This window comes from Streptomyces sp. NPDC052020 (genome assembly GCF_040680575.1).
Taxonomy (GTDB): Bacteria; Actinomycetota; Actinomycetes; order Streptomycetales; family Streptomycetaceae; genus Streptomyces.
In genome coordinates, this window is sequence record NZ_JBFAWY010000013.1 from 117,234 (window position 1) to 136,226 (window position 18,993).

An 18,993-nucleotide genomic window follows, 5' to 3' on the forward strand; every position below is an offset into this window, starting at 1 on the left:
GCGGGGGGGGCGGCCGGAGGGTCAGGCGGTGCGCGCGGACCCCGGGGACGTGGCCGGTGCGGAGGCGGGCCCGTCCGGGCGGCGGGAGAGCGGTACGGCCCCGCCCGTCCCGGGGGCGGCCTGGCCGCGGGTGCCCGGATCGGTGGCGCGTGAGCCGGGCCTGTCCGGCACCGGGGTGTCCGCTCCCGCGTCCGCGGTCCGGCGGGCCGCGCGCCCGGAGATCTGCACGCGGTCGAGGACGCCGGTCAGGGGGTCGCGGTGGAAGTGGCCCGCGGGCTCGGGCCGGCCGGTGGCCGGGTCGACGAGGTCGCAGCTGAGGTCGGCGTAGCAGACCAAGGGCAGCGGCAGGTCGCCGTCGACGGAGAGGATCGGGGAGCCGGCGGCGTCCAGGCTCACGCGGTACTCGGTGGTGCCGTTGCGGTAGGTGCCGGCGCATTCGGGGAGCGCGATCGGGCGGCCCCGCTCGGGCGCGGGGGCCGGTGTGGTCGGCACCGCGAGGCCGGTGAGCGCGTCGAGGTCGTCGGTGAGGTCGCGCCACAGGGCGGTGGCGGAACCGGAGTTGCCGGTGAAGGCGACGACGACACCGGTGCCGGGTTCGGCGCGCAGATGGCAGGAGGTGCCCTGGGCGTTGCCGTCGTGGCCGCACCACCAGCGGCCCTCGCGCCGGAACAGGGCCGCGCCGGGTCCCCAGGCGTCGGCCAGGGCACCGGGGCGGGCTCCGGGCTCGGGCCGGCGCATCAGCTCGGCGGCGGCGGGCGGCAGGACGGTGGAGCGGCCGGCGAGGGCCCGGCCGAGGGCGAGCAGGTCGAGGGCGCCGGCGAGCAGCGCGCCGGCCGGCGCCTGGGCGGGGGCGAGGTTCTGCGCGACGGCCAGCGGGCGGCCGGAGGCGGTGTTGCGGGCGTGGCCGGCGGCGACGGGCCGGTCGGGTGCCGGGCCGCCGAGGAAGGCGGGGCGGGTGCCGAGCGGGTCGAGGAGGAGCGCCTGTATCGCTTCCCGCCAGGTCATGCCGGTGACCTCTTCGATCAGCCGGCCGGCGGCCGTGTAGCCGGCGTTGGAGTAGGAGAAGCCGGTGCCCGGTGCGAACAGGACGTCGCGGGGGGTGCAGACCGACGCGAGGTAGCGGGCGGCGGTGAGGCCGGCGGCGGTGTCGGAGTCGGGTCCGCTCGGCAGTCCGGCCGTGTGACTCAGCAGGTGACGTATGGTCACCTCGGGTAACGGGCGCAGCTCCGGCAGGAATGCGGCGGCGGGCTCGTCGAGGTCGAGGTCGCCGTCGTCGGCGAGGAGCAGGACGGCGGCGGCCGTGTAGAGCTTGGTGACCGAGCCGAGCGGGACGGCCGTCTCCTCGGTGAAGGCGCTGCCGGTGGCGGCGTCTGCCGTGCCGGTGTGCACGCTGATCACCCGGGTACCCGTGTGCACGGCGAGCTGGGCGCCGGGCACCCCATGGGCGCGGGCGAGGTCGTCCAGACGGTGCTGGAGGGTGCGGAGGTCGGGGGACGGCCGCCGTTCGGCGACCGGAGCGGCGGTGGTGTACGGCATGGGAAGGGGACTCCTGGTGGCTGCGGCTCTGACGGGGGACGCGGCGGCCCGGTGGGGTGAGCGGTACGGGCCGGGGCGGCGTGCGGACGGCTAGTTCCGGGTGACCTCGACGGGCAGGTGCCGCACGCCGACGATGACGGCCGGGTTCTGGTACGAGACGTCGTCGTAGGACGGAACGGCCAGACTGCGGAAACGTTCAAGCAGCAGGCGCGTGGCGATGCGTGCCTCGAGTCGGGCGAGGTGCGCGCCGAAGCAGAAGTGGATGCCGTGCCCGAAGGTGAGATGGGGATTGGGACGGCGGGTCACGTCGAAGGTGTCGGGGTCGGGGAAGCGGGCGGGGTCGCGGTTGGCTGCGCCCAGATGGGCCATGACCAGCGTGTCGGCCGGGATCTCGTGGCCGTCGAGGGTGACCCGGCGCGTGGTGCGGCGGCCCAGTTCGGGGAAGGGCGGCAGCCAGCGCAGCACCTCCTCCAGCGCGTCCGGGAGCCGGCCGGGGTCGGCGCGCAGCGCGCCGAGGGTGCCGGGCCGCCGGTCGAAGGCGACGACGGCGTTGCCGAGCAGCGCGGTGGTGGTGATGTGCCCGGCGACCAGCAGCAGGGCGACGAACCCGACGATCTCCTCGTCGGCCAGGCGGACGCCGTCGACCTCCGCGCCGAGCAGGCGGCTGGTGAGGTCGTCTCCGGGGGCGGCGCGCCGGCGGCGGATGTGGTCCAGGACGTAGCCGTTCATCTCGCGCACGGTGGGGGCGATGGCCTCCAGCGCGCGTTCCAGGTCGGCCATGTCGGGGGCCTCCGCGAGCTGTTCGCCGCCGAAGAGGGTGCTCGCCCACTCCTGGAAGAGCGGGTGGTCCTCGACCGGTACGCCGAGCAGTTCGGCGATGACGATGATGGGGAGCGGATAGGCGAGGGCGTCGACCAGGTCGAAGCGGTCCCGGTCGGCGACGCCGTCCAGCAGCCGGGTGGCCACGGCCTCGATGCGCGGGGCGAGCCCCTGGACGACTCTCGGGGTGAACGCCTGACTGACGAGGGTGCGCAGCTTGCGGTGGTGCGGCGGGTCCATGCCGACGAAGTTGCCCTGCCGGAAGGCGTCGAAGTCCTCCTGGGCGGGGGCGATCGGGGACATGTCGGAGGAGTAGGTGGCCGGATCGCCGAGCATGGTGCTCACGCCCTGGTGGTCCACGACCTGCCATACGTCCTGCCGCTCGTCGTACCGCACGGGGCCGGCCTCGCGCAGGGTCCGCCACCGGTCCGCCAGCGCGTCGAAGGGTAAGCGCGGCTCGGTCAGTTGGTTGCTGGTCACCTTTTCTCCCTTGGGTGGCGCGCGGGCACGTCGCGGCCCCGGATGGGGCGGCCGCGGATGCCGGCGGCGCGCGGGGCAGCGCGCCGCCGGGTAGCCGTGGCCGTCCGGAGACGCGGTTGGGCACTGTGGGGGGTGCGGCGGACTCGGCGGGTGCCCTCCCCTGTGGGGGTGCGGGCGCGGGCGGCACGTCCCGGGCGTGGCGCCGGGTCGTACGGCCGTCCGCCGTGCAGGTCGTCCGGGTGGCTCAGAGCTGCGTCAACAGGCCCACGGCGTCGCCCTTCCGGGCCGTAGCCGTCCACGGACAGGCGGTGGCTGCTGCTGCGCGACCCAAACCGACATCATCACTCCCCCAGTGCACCTCCGCGCAGCGCCTGCGCGGTACCCGGTGGCCGACCCCTGCCTGCCGTGCGCCCGGGCCAAGAGCAGAGATTACGCGCAACTTCCGCACGACGTCTCCAACTTGGCGAAACTGGCCCCTGCGCACCCATACGCCCCCGGCCCCGGTCGAACCGGCCACAGTCTTCACCGTGGGTCACCTGATGGCAACCCAGCGAATCAAAACGGCGGGTGCCATTGTGGCCCGTTCGCGTAACCGTCGCGCCACTTTCGGTGGGCTTCCCGCACGCACGGCACTCGGTCCGGTCTGCCGCCCCGTCGTGTGCCCCCGGTTTTCCGCCCCAAACTCCCGGCGGCGCGACTTTTTCTCCCGCGCCGCCGTCGGCGCGCCCGCCCGGACGTCCCGTCCGTCGCCGTCCGCCGGGGCAGGCGGCGGAATGTCCGGCGACCGGCCGTGGTTCCCCTGGTCCGCGCACACGAAGGAGGCCGCGGATGGACAGCGTGTACTACGACCACGGGACGCAGGCCGAACGCTGGGAACGCGCGCGGATGTTCTTCGGCGCCAAGGACTACACCGGCGCCGCCCGCGTCCTGGCCGGGCTGGTCGAAGAGGTGCCGGAGCAGACCGGACCGCGGCTGCTGCTGGCGCGCGCCTACTACCACTCGGCCCGGTTGCGGCGGGCGGAGGCGGAGCTGCGCGTCATCGTCGAACGCGATCCGGTGGAGCACTACGCGCGGCTGATGCTGGGCCGCACCCTGCAACGGCAGGGGCGGCAGGAGGAGGCGGAGGCGCACCTGCGCATCGCCTCCGCGCTCGCGGGCGACTTCGAGCGCGGGTGAAGCCGGTGCCCGGCTCCGTCACGGGGCCGGGCACCCCGCCGGGCGGGCCCGCCGGCCACGGAGGCGAAGGCGCCCGGCCGAAGGGCCCGGACGGGGCGCGGCGCCGTGGCATGCTGGCCCGATGGGAACTCCGAGTGATCGCGCCCCGCTTGCCGAACGGGTCGAGGAACTCCTCGCCGGCGGCGCCCCGTTGCCCATCGTCACGGCTGGCGACCCGGTTCTGCGGCGGGGCGCCGAACCCTTCGACGGTCAGCTGGAACCGGCGCTGCTGGCGCGGTTCGTCGAGGCGCTGCGCGTGACGATGCGCGCGGCTCCGGGGGTGGGTCTGGCGGCGCCGCAGGTCGGCGTGGCGCTGCGGATCGCGGTGATCGAGGACCCGGCGCCGGTTCCCGAGGAGGTGCGGGTGGCGCGCGGGCGGGTGCCGCAGCCGTTCCGGGTGCTGGTCAATCCGTCGTACGAGGCCGTGGGCACCGCCCGGGCCGCCTTCTTCGAGGGCTGTCTGAGCGTGCCGGGCTGGCAGGCGGTGGTGGCCCGGCACGCTCGGGTGCGGCTGCGCGCGCGGGACGAGCGCGGCGCGGCGGTGGACGAGGTGTTCACCGGCTGGCCCGCGCGGATCGTGCAGCACGAGACGGACCATCTCGACGGCACGCTCTACCTGGACCGCGCCGAACCGCGCTCCCTGTCGTCGCATACGGCGATGGCGGAGCGCTGGACGCAGCCGACGCCGGCCCGGGCCGCGGCGGAACTGGGATTCGACCTGCCCGGGGGCGTGGGAAGCCGGTAGCGGCGGGGCGGTGTCAGTGGTCCCGGTACGCCTCCAGCAGCCGCAGCCACACCTCGCTGATCGTCGGATAGGACGGGACGGCGTGCCACAGGCGGCCGATCGGGACCTGCCCGGCGACCGCGATGGTCGCCGAGTGGATGAGCTCGCCGACCCCGGGGCCGACGAGGGTCATGCCGCGTACGATCTCGTCCTCCAGGTCGACCACCATGCGGGCCCGGCCCCGGTAGCCGTCCCCGTACAGGCCGGCCCCGGCCACCGACGACAGGTCCACGTCGACGGCGCGGACGCGGTGTCCGGCCTGTTCGGCCTCGGCCAGGGACAGGCCCACGGCCGCCGCCTCCGGATCGGTGAACACCACCTGCGGGACGGCGGCGTGGTCGGCGGTCGCCGCGTGCGCGCCCCAGGGGTGGGACTCCAGGCCGGTCGTGCCGGACGCCCGGGCGGCGATCGCCGCGCCGGCGATCCGCGCCTGGTATTTGCCCTGGTGGGTGAGGAGGGCGCGCCGGTTGACGTCGCCGACGGCGTACAGCCAGTCATGGCCGTGCACCCGCAGGCTGTCGTCGGTCTCCAGCCAGGAGCCCGGCTCCAGGCCGATGGTCTCCAGGCCGATGTCGTCGGTGCGCGGGGCGCGGCCGGTGGCGAAGAGGATCTCGTCGGCCTCGATGCGGTCGCCGCGGTCGGTGACGGCCACGACGGTGCCGTTCTCCCGGGTCACCGACGCGACGGAGGTTCCCGTGCGGACGTCGGCCCCGGCCTCGGCGAGCGCCTCGGCGACCAGTTCACCGGCGAACGGCTCCATGCGGGCGAGCAGGCTCTTGCCGCGCACGAGCAGGGTGACCTGGGAGCCGAGGGCCTGCCAGGCGGTGGCCATCTCGGTGGCGACCACACCGCCGCCCACCACGATCAGCCGGTCCGGCACGGTCGTGGCGCTGGTGGCCTCACGGCTGGTCCAGGGGCGTACCTCGTCGAGTCCGGGCAGGCCGGGCAGGGCGGCGCGGCTGCCGGTGCAGACGGCGACGGCGTACCGGGCGGTCAGGACCCGCCGCTCGCCCTCGGGGCCGGTCACGGTCACCGTGCGCGGGCCGCTGAGCCGGCCCCGGCCGCGGTGGAGGTCGGCACCGACGCCCTCCAGCCACCGCACCTGGCCGTCGTCCTGCCAGTGGGAGGTGTACTCGTCACGGTGGGCGAGAACGGCGGGCGCGTCGAGGGGGCCCTGGACCGACTGGCGCAGTCCGGGCACGCGGCGGGCCTCGGCACGGGCGATGACCGGGCGGAGCAGCGCCTTGCTGGGCATGCACGCCCAGTAGGAGCATTCGCCGCCGACCAGCTCGTTCTCCACGATGGCCGTGGACAGCCCGGCGGCGCGGGTGCGGTCGGCGACGTTCTCGCCGACGGGGCCCGCGCCGATCACCACGACGTCGTACGCGTTGGTTTCCGTATCCGTCATGGGGCCAGTCTGGTGGGTGGTGTGCGGGGTGGCCACAGGGGTACGCGCGCGGAATACCCGCCCGGACGGCCGTGTTGTGCCGACGGCTTCGCCCCCGACAGCAGGAAGAGGGAACACCTCATGAGCAGCACCGTGGAACTCACCAAGGAGAACTTCGACCAGACGGTCACGGACAACGAGTTCGTCCTGATCGACTTCTGGGCGGAGTGGTGTGGTCCGTGCCGTCAGTTCGCGCCGGTCTACGAGAAGGCGGCCGCGGACAACCCCGACCTGGTGTTCGGCAAGGTCGACACCGAGGCTCAGCCGGAGCTCGCCGCGGCCTTCGGTATCCAGTCCATTCCCACGCTGATGATCGTGCGGGACCAGGTGGCGGTGTTCGCGCAGCCGGGGGCGCTGCCGGAGGCCGCTCTGGCGGATGTCATCGGGCAGGCCCGGAAGCTGGACATGGACGAGGTGCGCAAGGCGATCGCCCAGCAGCAGGGGCAGGCCGGGCAGAGCGGGTCCGGACAGGGCGAATAAGCGAGGGGCGTCGGCTCGGCTCGCGGTGCGGCGGGCCGGGGCTTCAGCTGGAGTCGCGGTGCACCAGCGTCGCGCCCAGCACCTTGTGTCTCTCCGGCGCGGCGGCGGGGTCGCGGACGGCCCGGTCGACCAGCTCGGCGAGACGCGGACCCGACGGCAGCCGAATGCGGACGGTGCTCAGGCGCGGTCGGAGCAGCCGGCCGAGCATGAGGTCGTCGGCGCCGATCACGGCCGTCTCCTCCGGGATGGCGACCCCCTCGTCCTGGAGGGCGCGCATCAGCAGCATGGCGTACTCGTCGTTGTAGGCGAACACGGCGTCGAGGCGGAGCGAGCGCCAGCGGGCGGCGAGCGCGGCGGCGGCCCGCTCGTCGTAGGCGAGGGGCAGTTCGGTGACGGTGGCGTCGGTGCCGTGGACGGCGCGGCGCACGCCGTCGAGCCGGGGCCCGGCGAACGCCTCCAGGCCCGCCTCCTCGGGCACGACCACGCCGATGCGGCGGCGGCCTCGGTCGTACAGGTGGCGGCCGGCGCGGCGGCCGACGGTCCGATGGTCCATGAGCAGCGCGTGCGCGCCCTCGACCGGCTCGGGGCCGAGGGTGACCACGGCCCGCGCGCCGGAGCGCCGGAGCACGGCGACGCCCTGCGGGCCGAGATCCGCTCCGGGGACGAGTACGGCGACCGGCCGCAGTTCGGCCCAGGCCCGGGCGGCCTCGTCGCCCCGCAGGCCGACACTGCCGTACTGGACGACCGTGTAGTCCAGGTGGCCGAGGGCCTTCTGGAGTTCGCTGAGGAACCGGCTGTAGAGCGGGCCGGCGGGGATGGCCGGCGCGGGCATCAGGACCATGCGGCTGTGACCGGCGCGCAGGCTGCGGGCCGCCGCGTGCGGGACGTAGCCCAGCTCGCGCGCGGCCTCGTGGACGCGGCGGCGGGTGGGTTCGCTGATCCGGACGGCGCTGGTGTTGTTGAGGACGTACGAGACGGTCGCGCGGGAGACGCCGGCCAGGCGCGCCACGTCGGTGCTCGTGGGCGCGGAGCGTGGTGCGCAGGACGCGGCGGCGGGCGTTTTCGGTATCTGCACCATGACGTACCGCATCTTGGCAGAAGCGGTACGGCGACGCCTCGGGCGGGGCGATCCCGTGGGACGGGCGGCGGCCGGGCGCCGCCCGCCGGGTCATCCGGGCGGCTCGGTGCGGGTCACCCGGGCGACCAGATCGAGCCAGCCCGCCTCCAGCCGGTCCAGCGGCATCCGGCACTGCCGGGTCAGGTGGTGGACCAGGACGGGGTCGAGGTAGGCCATCAGCGTGTGGGCGAGCAGCTCCACGTCGGCGCCGAAGGCCACCTGGCGCAGCAGCAGGGCCACGTGCCCGCGCAGGAAGCGGCGGGGCGGGGCCGTGAAGCGGCGCTCGGCGGCCGGTTCGGCCGCCAGTTGCAGCTCCAGTTCGTCGGCCGTGCGGCGCAGCACCGCGCAGCCGAACGCCCGCAGCCGCTCCAGGGGCGGCGCTCCGGGGCCCAGGGGCGGGGGTCCGCCGAGGAGCGCGGCCTGGAACTTCTTCTCGGAGTGGTCCAGCAGCGCGAGGAGCAGCCCGGTGCGGTCACCGAAGCGGCGGAACACCGTGCCCTTGCCCACGGAGGCCGCCGCGGCCACCGCCTCCATCGTGACCCCGGCCGCGCCGTGCTCCGCCACCAGCCGCGCGGCGGCCTCCAGCAGCCGGGCCCGGTTGCGCGCGGCGTCGGCGCGCAGGCCGCACTCGGCGTCGTCGGCACCCAGCTGGAGCAACTCGACCTGTGCCGCGTCCTGTTGCGGCTTCGGGCAGGGGGGCAGGGCGGCTGGCATGAAAACAGCGTAAAGCATCGGGAACAAAACTGGACCGCGGTCCGCTTAGGGTGGTAGAAATTTAAACGGACCACGGTCCGGATCGTTCGCAGCAGTGTTTCCGCATACCTGGGAGTTCTCATGTCTGTCCGCATCCTCGCTCTCGTCGGCAGCGTCCGCGCCGGCTCGCACAACCGCCAGCTGGCCGAGGCCGCCGCGAGGCTCGCCCCTGCGGGCACCGAGGTGCAGCTCTTCGAGGGCCTGGCGGAGATCCCCTTCTACAACGAGGACATCGACGTCGAGGGCAGCGTCCCGGCCGCCGCGCTCCGGCTGCGCGAGGCCGCCGACGCGGCCGGCGCCCTGCTGCTGTTCACGCCGGAGTACAACGGCACGATCCCGGCCGTCCTGAAGAACGCCATCGACTGGCTGTCCCGCCCGTACGGCGCCGGCGCCATCAGCGGCAAGCCGGTCGCCGTGGCCGGCACCGCCCTCGGCCAGTACGGCGGTGTCTGGGCGCACGACGACACCCGCAAGTCCGTGGGGATCGCCGGCGGCAAGGTGGTGGAGGACATCAAGCTGTCCATCCCGGGCTCCGCCAACCGCTTCGGCGAGATCCACCCGGCCGACGACGCCGAGGTCGCCGCGCAGCTCACCGAGGTCGTCACCCGGCTGCGGGACCAGGCCGGCGAGGCCGCGGCCGCCTGACCGGCACCCCGCGGGTCCGTACGAGGGCCGGAAGTCCGCGCGCCGGGCTTCCGGCCCTTTCCCCTGCGGGTCCGGCGACATCACGCCACCGCCGTCGGCGCCAGGGCGCGCAGTTCCTCCAGCGCCGCCGCGACCGCCGGGCGCCGGTGCCCGCCCCGGCGCGTGCAGGTCAGCAGCTTGCGGTGCGGGCGGCCCGCACAGGGCACCCGCGCGATCGGCAGGTGCGGGGCGGTGTGGGCGAGCCGCGGGATCAGGGCGACCCCCAGACGGTGGGCGACGAGATGCGCGGTGACGTTCCAGTCCAGCGCGTGGTGGACCACGTCCGGGGTGAAGCCGGCGGCTCCGCACGCGGACATCACATGCGGCCGGCAGGGACTCTCGGGCACGGGCGCGATCCACGCCTCGTACGCCGCCTCCGCCAGATCGGCGCGGTCGCGTCCGGCGAGCGGGTGGTCCTCGGGGACGACGAGGTCGAAGGGGTCGTCCAGGAGGGGGCGCTGGTCGAAGCGGGCGTCGCTCAGCGGCGGGTTGTGCGGCGTGGACTCCACCACGGCCAGATCGGTCTCCCCCTCGAACAGCAGGTCGAAGCTGTCCGGCACGCCCGCTTCCCTGATCCGGACCGACAGGCGCGGATGGCGTTCGCGCAGCCGCGCCGCCATCGGCGCCAGCAGCACCGAGACCGCCACCGGGAAGCCGGTCACACGCAGCGGCCCGGCGGGGGTCCCCCGCCCGGCGCGCAGGTCGAGCTCGGCCTGCTCCCAGCGGGCCTGGATCGCGTCGGCGTGTGCGAGGAGGCTCTCGGCGGCCGCCGTCAGCCGTACCCCGCGGCCCTGCGGCTCCAGCAGGTCCACACCCAGGTCCCGGGCGAGCTGCCGGACCTGCTGGGAGGCGGCGGACGGGGTGATGTGCAGGGCGCGGGCGGCGGCGGTGACCGTGCCGTAGTGGGCGACCGCCCGCAGGACGTGGAGCCGGCGCAGATCAATCATGAAGGCGACGCTTCATGGTGAGGTCCATGAAGTCAACCTGGACGTGTACGGTTCCGGCGGCGCACCCTGGCTGGGTGGTGACCCCCGATCAGCTCGGCGAGGACGGCGGCAACGTCGTCGCGTGGGTCCCGACGGGTGTGATGGGCCTGATGGACCTGAATGGACCGAATGGACCGGACGGACCGGACGGACCGGACGGACCTGACAGATCGGATGGACCGGCCACCACTCCGTTACACGGAAGGAGCGGCCATGCCCAGCACGACCGGTAGCCTTTGCCCGCACTGCGGATGGCCGGACGCCGCCGAACCCTTCCAGGTGGTGTCCGGGCACAGCACCGCCGCGGGCCGCACGGTGTGGACCCGGTGCGGCTGCGGCTCGTTGCAGGTCCGGATCGTCGACGCGTGCGGCACACGTGTGATCTCCCGCAGCCGCCCCGCACCGGACCACCCCAGCCCCGCCAACCGGTGAACGGGCCGGGAGGCACCCGACAGGACAGGGCCGGGTGAAGACGCAGGTGACGGCGCCGGGGCACCGTTGACAGGCGCTCGGCGGGGCCGTACAAATCAGCGGACACGGTCCGCCGGGCACCGCCGGCGGGCGTCCCGGCGCGGCGGCAGGAGGCGTGAGCGTGCAGCGGCTTCCCCTGTCCGGCGTGACGGTGGTCAGCGTGGAGCAGGCCGTGGCGGCGCCCTACGCCACCCGGCAGCTCGCCGACCTCGGCGCGCGGGTCATCAAGGTGGAACGGCCGGGCGAGGGCGATTTCGCCCGCCGCTACGACACGGCCGTGCACGGCCACTCCAGCTACTTCGTGTGGCTCAACCGGTCCAAGGAGTCCCTCACCCTGGACCTGAAGGACCCGAGGGCCCGCGAGATCCTCCACGACCTGCTGAGCGGCGCCGACGTGTTCGTCCAGAACCTCGCCCCGGGCGCCGCCGGCCGCCTCGGCCTGGACGCGGACGCCCTCACGCGCCGCCACCCCCGGCTGATCCCCTGCACGATCTCCGGTTACGGCACCACGGGCCCCTGGGCCGGCCGCAAGTCCTACGACCTTCTGGTGCAGTGCCAGACGGGCCTGGTGTCCCTGACCGGCACCCCGGAGGCGACCGCCCGCGTCGGCATCTCCGTCGCCGACATCGCCGCGGGCATGTACGCCTACAGCGGCGTCCTCACCGCCCTGTACACGCGCGCCACCGCCGGCACGGTCCACCCCGTGGAGGTGTCGCTGTTCGAGGCGCTCGCCGAGTGGATGGGCCAGCCCGCCTACTACACCCGCTACGGCGGCGGCCAGCCCCCGCGCCTGGGGACCCGGCACGCCACCATCGCCCCGTACGGCGCCTACCGCGCCGCCGACGGCGAGGAAGTGCTGTTCTCCGTCCAGAACGAGCGCGAGTGGGCCGCCTTGTGCGCGGACTTCCTCGGGCGGCCGGAGCTGACCGGTGACCCCCGGTTCGCCACCGGCCCGGACCGGGTCGCCCACCGCGAGGAGCTCGACGCGATCGTCGCGCGACGGTTCGCCCGCTCCGCCGGCGCGGAGATCCTGGCGGAGCTGGAGGGCATCGGCATCGCCTGCGCCGGGGTGAACGACGTCGCCGCGTTTCTCGACCATCCCGTGCTGGCGGCCCGCGACCGCTGGCGGGAGGTGACCGTACCGGACGGGGCGGCGGTGGGTGCCCTGCTGCCGCCGGCCGACCTCGCGGGCGTACCCGCCCGCATGGGCCCCGTCCCGTCCGTCGGGGAGCACACCGACGCCATCCTCGGGGAACTCGGCCGCGGCCCCGGCGACATCGCGGCCCTGCGCGCCGACGCCGTCGTCTGAGGGCGGACTCCGGCGGCCGACTCACTCCCCCGGGCGGTGGTGCGCGGGCCGGCCGCCGTGCAGCGCGTCCAGCACATCACCATCGGTGAGTTGTTCGAAGTCGTCGTACCAGAGGCCGACGGCCTGGAACGCGGCCGGCCGGTGCAGACAGACCACCTCGTCGGCCTCGGCGCGCATCAGCTCCGCCGCCTCCGGCGCGCCGACCGGCACGGCCAGCACCAGCCGTCCCGGGCCGCGGCGCCGCAGGGCGCGCAAGGCCGCGCGGGCCGTCGATCCGGTGGCCAGGCCGTCGTCGACGACGATCACGGTGCGCCCCCGCACGTCGGGGGCGGGACGCCCCTGCCGGTAGCGCTCCTCACGGCGGCGGACTTCGGCGCGCTCCCGCGCCACCACGGGGGCCAGCTCGGCCTCGGTGAGCCCCAGCCGGCGCAGGGCCCGTTCGTCGTAGAGCGGGTCGTCGTCACCGGCGATCGCGCCGATGCCGTACTCCTCGTGGAACGGCGCCCCGATCTTCCGTACGACGAGCACGTCGAGCGGCGCGCCGAGCTCCCGGGCGACCTCGCGCGCCACGGCGACGCCGCCGCGGGGCAGGGCGAGGACGACGGGGTCGGGCAGGGCGCCCTCGTCGCGCAGGGCCCGCAACCTCTCGGCCAGCGCCTGTCCGGCCTGCCGACGATCCTGGAACCGCATGGCTGCCGTTCCTCCTTCCCCGGCTCCCCCGCTTCTTCCCCGGATCCCCCGGTTCGCCGGGCTACCTGGGTTCACGGGTATTACGGGTATTCCTGACGGCCCCCGGTGCGTCCCCGCGTACCCCCGGGGCGCCCGCCGATGCGGCGCCCCGGACAGCGCCCCGGACTACGGTCCCGGACTACGGTCCCGGGCAGAGCCCTCGGACGGCGGTCCCGGACGGCGGCCGCCCATTGGGAGCAGGGAGTGTTTCCAACCGGTCGGCGCAGGCAACCCGGCACGCGGCGCGAGCCACGACCGCCTCGCGCCCCGGCCGGCAGCCCGGCCGTCTCCGCACGTGACGGGAGTTCCCGGATGACCACTGCCTCCTCCCCTCCGCAGCCCGCCCGCTCGGGCCCGCGCATCGGCGTGCTCGGTTCGTACGGCGGTTTCAACATCGGCGACGAGTCGATCCTGACCTGCATCCTGAACTGTCTGCGCGCGCAGCGGCCGGACGCCCACTTCGTCGTCTTCAGCCGGAACGCCGAGCACACCCGCACCCACCATCCCGACGTCCACGACGTCCTGGACTGGGAGGGCGTCAGCCGCAACCACATCTCGGAGGCGCTGACCGGACTGGATCTGCTGGTGCTGGGCGGCGGCGGCATCCTCTACGACAGCGAGGCCCGCCGCTATCTGCGGCTGGTCCGCACCGCGCAGGACCGGGGCGTGCCCACCTTCGCCTACGCCGTCGGCGCCGGCCCGCTGCGGGAGGCGGAGGACCGGGAGGCGGTACGCGGCGTGCTGGCGGAGATGGCCGACATCGTGGTGCGGGACCAGGAGTCCAAGCTGGTCCTGGAGGAGGTCGGCCTGGAGCGCGAGGTCACCGTCACGGCCGATCCGGCGCTGCTGCTGGAGCCCGAGCCGTTCACCGACGCGATGATGCGCGACGAGGGCGTGCCCCCCGACGCCCGGCTGGTGGGGATGTCGGTGCGGGAACCGGGCCGGGCGGCCGAGAAGCTAGACGAGGGCGACTACCACGCACTGCTCGCCGACGTCGCGGACTTCCTCGTCCGGCGGCTGGACGCGCACGTGGTGTTCCTGCCGATGGAGCGGCACGACGTACGGCACGCGCACGCCGTACTGTCCCATATGACCGCGCCGGACAAGGGCCGCATCCTGCACGGCGCCTACAGCCCGGGGCAGGTCCTGGGCTTCATGCGCCATCTGGACCTGGCCGTGGGCATGCGGCTGCACTTCGTGATCTTCGCGGCGCTGTCCGGTGTGCCGGTCCTGCCCCTGCCGTACTCCGGCAAGGTGTTCGACTTCGCGCGCCGGCTCGGCGCCCCGGCCCTGGTGGGCGTGGCGCGGGAGCAGGCCGGGCTGCTGCTGGCGGAGGTGGACCGGCTGTGGGACGAGTATCCCCGGCGCCGGGAGGACCTGCGCGGCCGTATGCGGGAGCTGACCGCGCTCGCCCGGGAGACCTGCGCGCGCTGCGGCGTCCTGCTCGACGCGATCGATGCCGGGCGGCCGGGCGGAACCACGGAGGCGGGCGCCGAGGCGGACGTCGAGGCGGGCGCCGAGGCGGGCGCCGAGACGGACGCGGGGCGCGGCGCGGAGGAGGCGGAACCGCCCCGTCCCGCCGAGCCCCGCCCGCTGATCGTCTGACCCGATCGTCTGCCCCCGGCCCGCCGCGGCCGTCTTCCGCCCGCCCGAGGAGACCGATGCCGATCCTGGAAGAGCCCCGCGAGCCCCGCACGGTCACCCTGCCCCCGCGTCCGGCCCGGCACGGGGGACGGTGCGACGTCCTCGTGGTCGGCGGCGGCCCCTCCGGGTTCGCCGCCGCGGTCGCCGCGGCCGACGCCGGAGCCGACGTGGTCCTCGTGGAGCGCTACGGGTTCCTCGGCGGCAACGCGACCGTGGCGCTGGTGATGCCGCTGATGTCGTTCCACAACGAGCACAAGCAGGCCGCCTTCAGCGAGTCCGGTGACAACTCCCGGCTGCTGCCCACCGACCACGGCGAGGGGGAGCCGGTGGTCGCGGGCGTTCTGTGGCAGCTGCTGGACCGGCTCATGGGGCGCGGCGGCTGCCTGCCGCCCTCCCCGAAGACCGGGTACACGGTTCCCTTCGACCCGGAGCTGTTCAAGCTGGCACTGCTGGAGATGCTGGACGAGGCGGGGGTGCGGATGCTGTTCCACGCCTTCGCCTCCACCGCGCTGCCCCTGGAGGACGGCCCCGGCTGGCGGGTGGTGTTCGAGACGAAGTCCGGTCCGGTGGTGATCGACGCCGGGGTGGTGGTGGACGGCACCGGCGACGGCGACGTCGCGGCGGCCTGCGGGGCGTCGTACGAGATCGGCCGCCCCGAGGACGGGCTGGTGCAGCCGATGACGCTGATGTTCCGCGTGGCGGACTTCGCCCGGCCGGACTTCGCCGACTACGTGCGCGCCCATCCCGACCAGTGGCGGGGGGTGCACGGCCTGTGGGACCTGATCGAGGAGGCCAGGGCCGCCGGTGAGCTGCGGCTGCCGCGCGAGGACATCCTGTTGTTCGCGACCCCGCATCCCCGTGAGGTCGCCGTCAACAGCACCCGGGTGACGCGGGTGCTGGGCACCAGCGTGTGGGACCTGACCCGGGCCGAGTACACGGCCCGCCGCCAGCTCGCCCAGATCGACCGCTTCCTGCGCACCCGCGTGCCCGGTTTCGAGGAGTCGTACGTGGTGCAGAGCGGCACCCACATCGGCGTGCGGGAGACCCGGCGCGTCGTCGGCGACTACCAGCTGACCGGTCACGACATCCTGGCCGCGCGCCCGTTCCCGGACGTGGTCGCGCACGGCGCCTACCCGATCGACATCCACAACCCGCGCGGTACCGGCACCGTGCTGAAGCGGGTGCCCATGGGCCGTTTCTACGACATCCCGCTGCGCTGTCTCGTTCCGAAGGGAACCGACCGGCTGCTGGTGGCGGGGCGGTGCATCTCGGGGACGCACGTGGCGCACTCCTCGTACCGGGTGATGCCGATCGCGATGGCGACCGGGCAGGCCGCGGGCGTGGCCGCCGCGCTGACCATCCGCCACGGTCAGGGCCCGCGGGGCGTGCCCTACCGGCTGGTGCAGCGCGAGCTGCTGCGGCAGGGCGCCCGGCTGCGCACCGACCTCGGCGCCTCGGTGTGACGGCGCGCCGCCCGCACACCCGCCCGGGGTCGCTGCCCGGCCGGGCGGCGACCGGCGGACGCGCCCGGGGTGCGGTGCCGGCCGGGCGGCACCCTGCCGACGCCGGTCAGCCGGGCGCGGCGCGCAGGTGCTCGTCGCACCACTGACCGGCCGCGTCGGCGACCTGGTCGAGGGCGCCGGGCTCCTCGAACAGGTGGGTGGCGCCGGGGACGATCCGCAGAGCGTGCGGGGCGTGCAGACGCCGGGCCGCCTCCTGGTTGAGCCGCAGTACCTGTTCGTCCCGGCCGCCCACGATCAGCAGCACCGGCGCCCGTACGGCTCCCAGGGCGTCGTCGGCCAGGTCGGGCCGTCCGCCGCGCGAGACGACCGTGAGCACCCGGCCGGGCCGCTCGGCGGCCGCCACCAGGGCCGCCGCGGCACCGGTGCTGGCGCCGAACAGGGCGACGGGCAGGCCCCGCGTGCCGGGCCCGCTCTCCAGCCAGTCGATGGCGGCCACCAGGCGGTGGCCCAGCAGGGGGATGTCGAAGCGGTGCTCGGCGGTCACTACGTCCCGTCTCTCCTCTTCCTCGGTGAGCAGGTCCATCAGCAGCGTGCCGAGCCCGGTGGCGCGCAGGGCCTCGGCGACCTGGCGGTTGCGCGGGCTGTGCCGGGAGCTCCCGCTGCCGTGCGCGAAGAGCACGACGGCCCGGGCGGCCTCCGGTACGGCGAGGTCACCCGCCAGGGTGGCGTCGGCGGTGGGTACCGCGATCGTTTGGGAGATCATCGGCGGCCTCCTCCCGTCAAGTGGTCCCCTCGGGCCCTACCGGACTCCTCGGGCCCTACCGGACTCCTCGGGCCCTACCGGACGCCCTCGGGACCTTCCTGTTCCTCCTCGGGTCCTTCCGGTTCCTCCTCGGCCTCTTCCGAACTTCCACAGGTCCCTTCCGGACGCCCTCGGTTCCTCCCGGGCGTCCTCGGGTCCCGCCGGCTTATCGCCGTGCGGCGCCGCCTCCACGACGTGTGACGCCGGGCACACCGGCAACTCCATAGTCGTGCACGGCGGTACGGCGGTACAGCGGTACAGCGACACGGCAGCAGGGCGGAGCGTTCGCGTCGCACGAGGGCGCGGTGACGGAACAGGCGGTGGACATGCTCGGGGACACGGACGACGACAGGCAGGCGCGGGAGCGGGGCGAAAGCGGCCACCGGGCGGTGCCGCACACCGCCGACATCCGTATCGAGGCCTGGGCGGCGAGCCGGGAACGATGCCTGGCGGAGGCGGTGCTGGCGATGGTGGAGTGCTTCGCGGACGTCTCCGGGGTGCGCCCGACGGCCGTGGATCGCGTGCGGCTGGCCGAGGGCTGCGACGAGGATCTGCTGGCCACGCTGCTGGACGAGGTCATCTTCCGGCTGGAGGTCCACGGCCAGGTGCCCGTGGACGTGGAGGCGGACGAGGACGACGGCGGCCTCGACGTCCGGCTGGCGGTGGCCGGGCTGGCGGAGGTCGAGATCACCGGGGCCGCGCCCAAGGCCGTCGCCTGGCACGAGCTGCGGATCGGACCCGATGCGTACGGGTGGTCGTGCACGGTGACGGTCGACGCGTGAGGCGTCCGTCCGGCCCGGCCGCTGTCAGCCCTTGACCACTCCCAGCGGCACCAGCCGGGCCACCGTGCGGCACAGCCCGGCACGTTCGCTCGCGGCCACCACCGCGCTCACGTCCTTGTACGCCTCGGGCGTCTCCTCGGCCAGGCCGCGCCAGGAACGCGGGCGCACCGCGATGCCGGCCGCGTCGAGCCTGGCCCGCACCTCCTTGCCGGTGACCGCGCGGGCGGCCTGGTGGCGGCTGAGCACCCGGCCCGCGCCGTGGCAGGTGGAGTGGAAGGCGTCGCCGCCGGGGACCCCGGTCAGTACGTAGGAGGCGGTGCCCATGGTGCCGGGGATGAGCACCGGCTGCCCGGACCGGCGCAGGTCGGGCGGCAGTTCCGGGTGGTCGGGCGGAAAGGCGCGGGTGGCCCCCTTGCGGTGCACACAGAGCCGGCGTGGCCGGCCGGCCACGTCGTGCGTCTCGGTCTTGGCGAGGTTGTGGGACACGTCGTACACCAGGGACAGCCGCGCGCCCGCCGCCCGCCGGAACACCTCCCGGGCCGCGTGGGTGAGCAGCTGGCGGTTGGCGCGGCCGTAGTTGGCGGCGGCGGCCATCGCGCCCAGGTACGCCTCGCCCTCGGGCGAGCCGACCGGGGCGCAGGCCAGCTGCCGGTCGGGGACGGTGATGCCGTACCGGGCCATGGCGCGGTCCATCGCCCGGACGTGGTCGGTGCAGATCTGGTGCCCCAGGCCGCGCGAACCGCAGTGGATCATGACGCAGACCTGTCCGCCGGCGAGCCCGAAGGCGCCGGCGACCGCTTCGTCGTAGACCTCGGCCACCTGCTGGACCTCCAGGAAGTGGTTCCCCGACCCGAGGCTGCCGACCTGGGCCAGGCCGCGTTGCCGGGCCCGCTCGCCGACCTGCGTCACGTCGGCACCGGCGACCGCGCCGCCGTCCTCGCAGCGGACGAGGTCGCGCTCCTCGCCGTACCCCTCCTCGACCGCGTACCGGGAGCCGTCCGCGAGGATCCGCTCCAGCGGTCCGGAGCCGGACGGCCGCCACACGCCGCCGGGGCCCGCGCCGCGCGGGATCGCCCGGTCCAGGCCGTCCATGACGGCGGGCAGCGCCCGCCGCAGGTCCCCGCCGGGGATGTCGGCGGCCAGCAGCCGCACCCCGCAGGAGATGTCGAAGCCGACCCCGCCGGGCGAGACCACGCCGCCCTCGTCGACGTCGGTGGCCGCCACGCCGCCGATCGGGAAGCCGTAGCCCCAGTGAATGTCGGGCATGGCGTACGAGGCGCCCACGATGCCCGGCACCGTGGCCACGTTGACGACCTGCGCCAGCGACTTCTCGGCGTCGGCCAGCAGATCCCGCGAGGCGAACACCACGCCGGGCACCCGCATCGCGCCGTGCGGTTCGATGCGGTAGCGGCAGGGGCGCTCCTCGACCAGTTCCATCGCGACCTCCAGCGGTTCGCGCCCCCCTCGTGTCCCCCTCACTCCGCGGTACCCG

Annotated in this window: 18 protein-coding genes; 9 read left to right on the forward strand and 9 right to left on the reverse strand. The window is 74.9% G+C overall.

Going from position 1 to position 18,993, the window contains the following annotated elements; translation table 11 throughout:
* Positions 1–21 precede the first annotated feature (21 nt).
* Both AB0L74_RS16145 and AB0L74_RS16150 read right to left on the reverse strand, forming a co-directional pair.
* Positions 22–1,536 carry a serine hydrolase domain-containing protein gene (locus tag AB0L74_RS16145; protein WP_365651444.1) on the reverse strand — a complete coding sequence of 505 codons (1,515 nt, stop codon included), beginning with the start codon at positions 1,534–1,536 and terminating at the stop codon, positions 22–24.
* Between the two features lie 90 nt (positions 1,537–1,626).
* Positions 1,627–2,835 carry a cytochrome P450 gene (locus tag AB0L74_RS16150; RefSeq protein ID WP_365651447.1) on the reverse strand — a complete coding sequence of 403 codons (1,209 nt, stop codon included), beginning with the start codon at positions 2,833–2,835 and terminating at the stop codon, positions 1,627–1,629.
* 828 nt (positions 2,836–3,663) lie between these two features.
* On the opposite strand from AB0L74_RS16150, the gene AB0L74_RS16155 reads away from it, so the two are divergent.
* Together AB0L74_RS16155 and AB0L74_RS16160 are read left to right on the forward strand one after the other, a co-directional pair.
* Entirely contained in the window at positions 3,664–4,011 is a 348-nt protein-coding gene (locus tag AB0L74_RS16155) for a tetratricopeptide repeat protein (protein WP_365651450.1), read from the forward strand.
* 121 nt (positions 4,012–4,132) lie between these two features.
* Entirely contained in the window at positions 4,133–4,795 is a 663-nt protein-coding gene (locus AB0L74_RS16160) for a peptide deformylase (RefSeq protein ID WP_365651452.1), read from the forward strand.
* A gap of 13 nt (positions 4,796–4,808) precedes the next feature.
* Here AB0L74_RS16160 and AB0L74_RS16165 read toward each other — a convergent pair whose 3' ends face one another.
* Positions 4,809–6,242, reverse strand: coding sequence for an NAD(P)/FAD-dependent oxidoreductase (locus tag AB0L74_RS16165; RefSeq protein WP_365651455.1), 1,434 nt, complete (start codon positions 6,240–6,242; stop codon positions 4,809–4,811).
* Positions 6,243–6,362: 120 nt separating this feature from the next.
* Between AB0L74_RS16165 and trxA the strand changes: the two genes are divergently transcribed.
* Positions 6,363–6,761: a thioredoxin gene (gene trxA, locus AB0L74_RS16170; RefSeq protein ID WP_365651458.1), complete on the forward strand. Its 399-nt coding sequence runs from the start codon at positions 6,363–6,365 to the stop codon at positions 6,759–6,761.
* Positions 6,762–6,804: 43 nt separating this feature from the next.
* Here the strand turns inward: trxA and AB0L74_RS16175 are convergent, their stop codons facing one another.
* Positions 6,805–7,839 carry a LacI family DNA-binding transcriptional regulator gene (locus AB0L74_RS16175; protein WP_365651461.1) on the reverse strand — a complete coding sequence of 345 codons (1,035 nt, stop codon included), beginning with the start codon at positions 7,837–7,839 and terminating at the stop codon, positions 6,805–6,807.
* Positions 7,840–7,929: 90 nt separating this feature from the next.
* Positions 7,930–8,592: a helix-turn-helix domain-containing protein gene (locus AB0L74_RS16180; RefSeq protein ID WP_365651464.1), complete on the reverse strand. Its 663-nt coding sequence runs from the start codon at positions 8,590–8,592 to the stop codon at positions 7,930–7,932.
* A gap of 120 nt (positions 8,593–8,712) precedes the next feature.
* Between AB0L74_RS16180 and AB0L74_RS16185 the strand changes: the two genes are divergently transcribed.
* Positions 8,713–9,276, forward strand: coding sequence for an NAD(P)H-dependent oxidoreductase (locus tag AB0L74_RS16185; protein WP_365651466.1), 564 nt, complete (start codon positions 8,713–8,715; stop codon positions 9,274–9,276).
* Between the two features lie 80 nt (positions 9,277–9,356).
* Here the strand turns inward: AB0L74_RS16185 and AB0L74_RS16190 are convergent, their stop codons facing one another.
* Positions 9,357–10,262: a LysR family transcriptional regulator gene (locus tag AB0L74_RS16190; protein ID WP_365651469.1), complete on the reverse strand. Its 906-nt coding sequence runs from the start codon at positions 10,260–10,262 to the stop codon at positions 9,357–9,359.
* A 252-nt stretch (positions 10,263–10,514) separates the two neighbouring features.
* Between AB0L74_RS16190 and AB0L74_RS16195 the strand changes: the two genes are divergently transcribed.
* Both AB0L74_RS16195 and AB0L74_RS16200 read left to right on the forward strand, forming a co-directional pair.
* A complete protein-coding gene (locus tag AB0L74_RS16195; RefSeq protein WP_365651472.1) occupies positions 10,515–10,733 on the forward strand; it encodes a hypothetical protein in 219 nt (72 codons plus the stop codon).
* 154 nt (positions 10,734–10,887) lie between these two features.
* Complete coding sequence (locus AB0L74_RS16200; RefSeq protein ID WP_365651475.1) at positions 10,888–12,081, forward strand: CaiB/BaiF CoA-transferase family protein; 1,194 nt, start codon at positions 10,888–10,890, stop codon at positions 12,079–12,081.
* Between the two features lie 21 nt (positions 12,082–12,102).
* Here the strand turns inward: AB0L74_RS16200 and AB0L74_RS16205 are convergent, their stop codons facing one another.
* The gene (locus AB0L74_RS16205; protein WP_365651477.1) at positions 12,103–12,771 is read right to left on the reverse strand and encodes a phosphoribosyltransferase family protein; all 669 of its coding nucleotides are present in this window, start codon (positions 12,769–12,771) and stop codon (positions 12,103–12,105) included.
* Positions 12,772–13,122: 351 nt separating this feature from the next.
* Between AB0L74_RS16205 and AB0L74_RS16210 the strand changes: the two genes are divergently transcribed.
* Both AB0L74_RS16210 and AB0L74_RS16215 read left to right on the forward strand, forming a co-directional pair.
* Positions 13,123–14,415, forward strand: a complete 1,293-nt coding sequence (locus AB0L74_RS16210) for a polysaccharide pyruvyl transferase family protein (protein ID WP_365651480.1) — start codon at positions 13,123–13,125, stop codon at positions 14,413–14,415.
* 56 nt (positions 14,416–14,471) lie between these two features.
* The gene (locus AB0L74_RS16215) at positions 14,472–15,917 is read left to right on the forward strand and encodes an FAD-dependent oxidoreductase (protein WP_365651483.1); all 1,446 of its coding nucleotides are present in this window, start codon (positions 14,472–14,474) and stop codon (positions 15,915–15,917) included.
* Positions 15,918–16,023: 106 nt separating this feature from the next.
* On the opposite strand, the gene AB0L74_RS16220 is transcribed toward AB0L74_RS16215, so the two are convergent.
* Entirely contained in the window at positions 16,024–16,680 is a 657-nt protein-coding gene (locus AB0L74_RS16220; protein WP_365651486.1) for an alpha/beta family hydrolase, read from the reverse strand.
* Between the two features lie 365 nt (positions 16,681–17,045).
* Here AB0L74_RS16220 and AB0L74_RS16225 point away from each other — a divergent pair, with 365 nt between their 5' ends.
* Entirely contained in the window at positions 17,046–17,501 is a 456-nt protein-coding gene (locus AB0L74_RS16225) for an archease (RefSeq protein ID WP_365651663.1), read from the forward strand.
* A gap of 24 nt (positions 17,502–17,525) precedes the next feature.
* Here AB0L74_RS16225 and AB0L74_RS16230 read toward each other — a convergent pair whose 3' ends face one another.
* The gene (locus AB0L74_RS16230) at positions 17,526–18,938 is read right to left on the reverse strand and encodes an RtcB family protein (RefSeq protein ID WP_365651489.1); all 1,413 of its coding nucleotides are present in this window, start codon (positions 18,936–18,938) and stop codon (positions 17,526–17,528) included.
* Between the last annotated feature and the right edge of the window lie 55 nt (positions 18,939–18,993).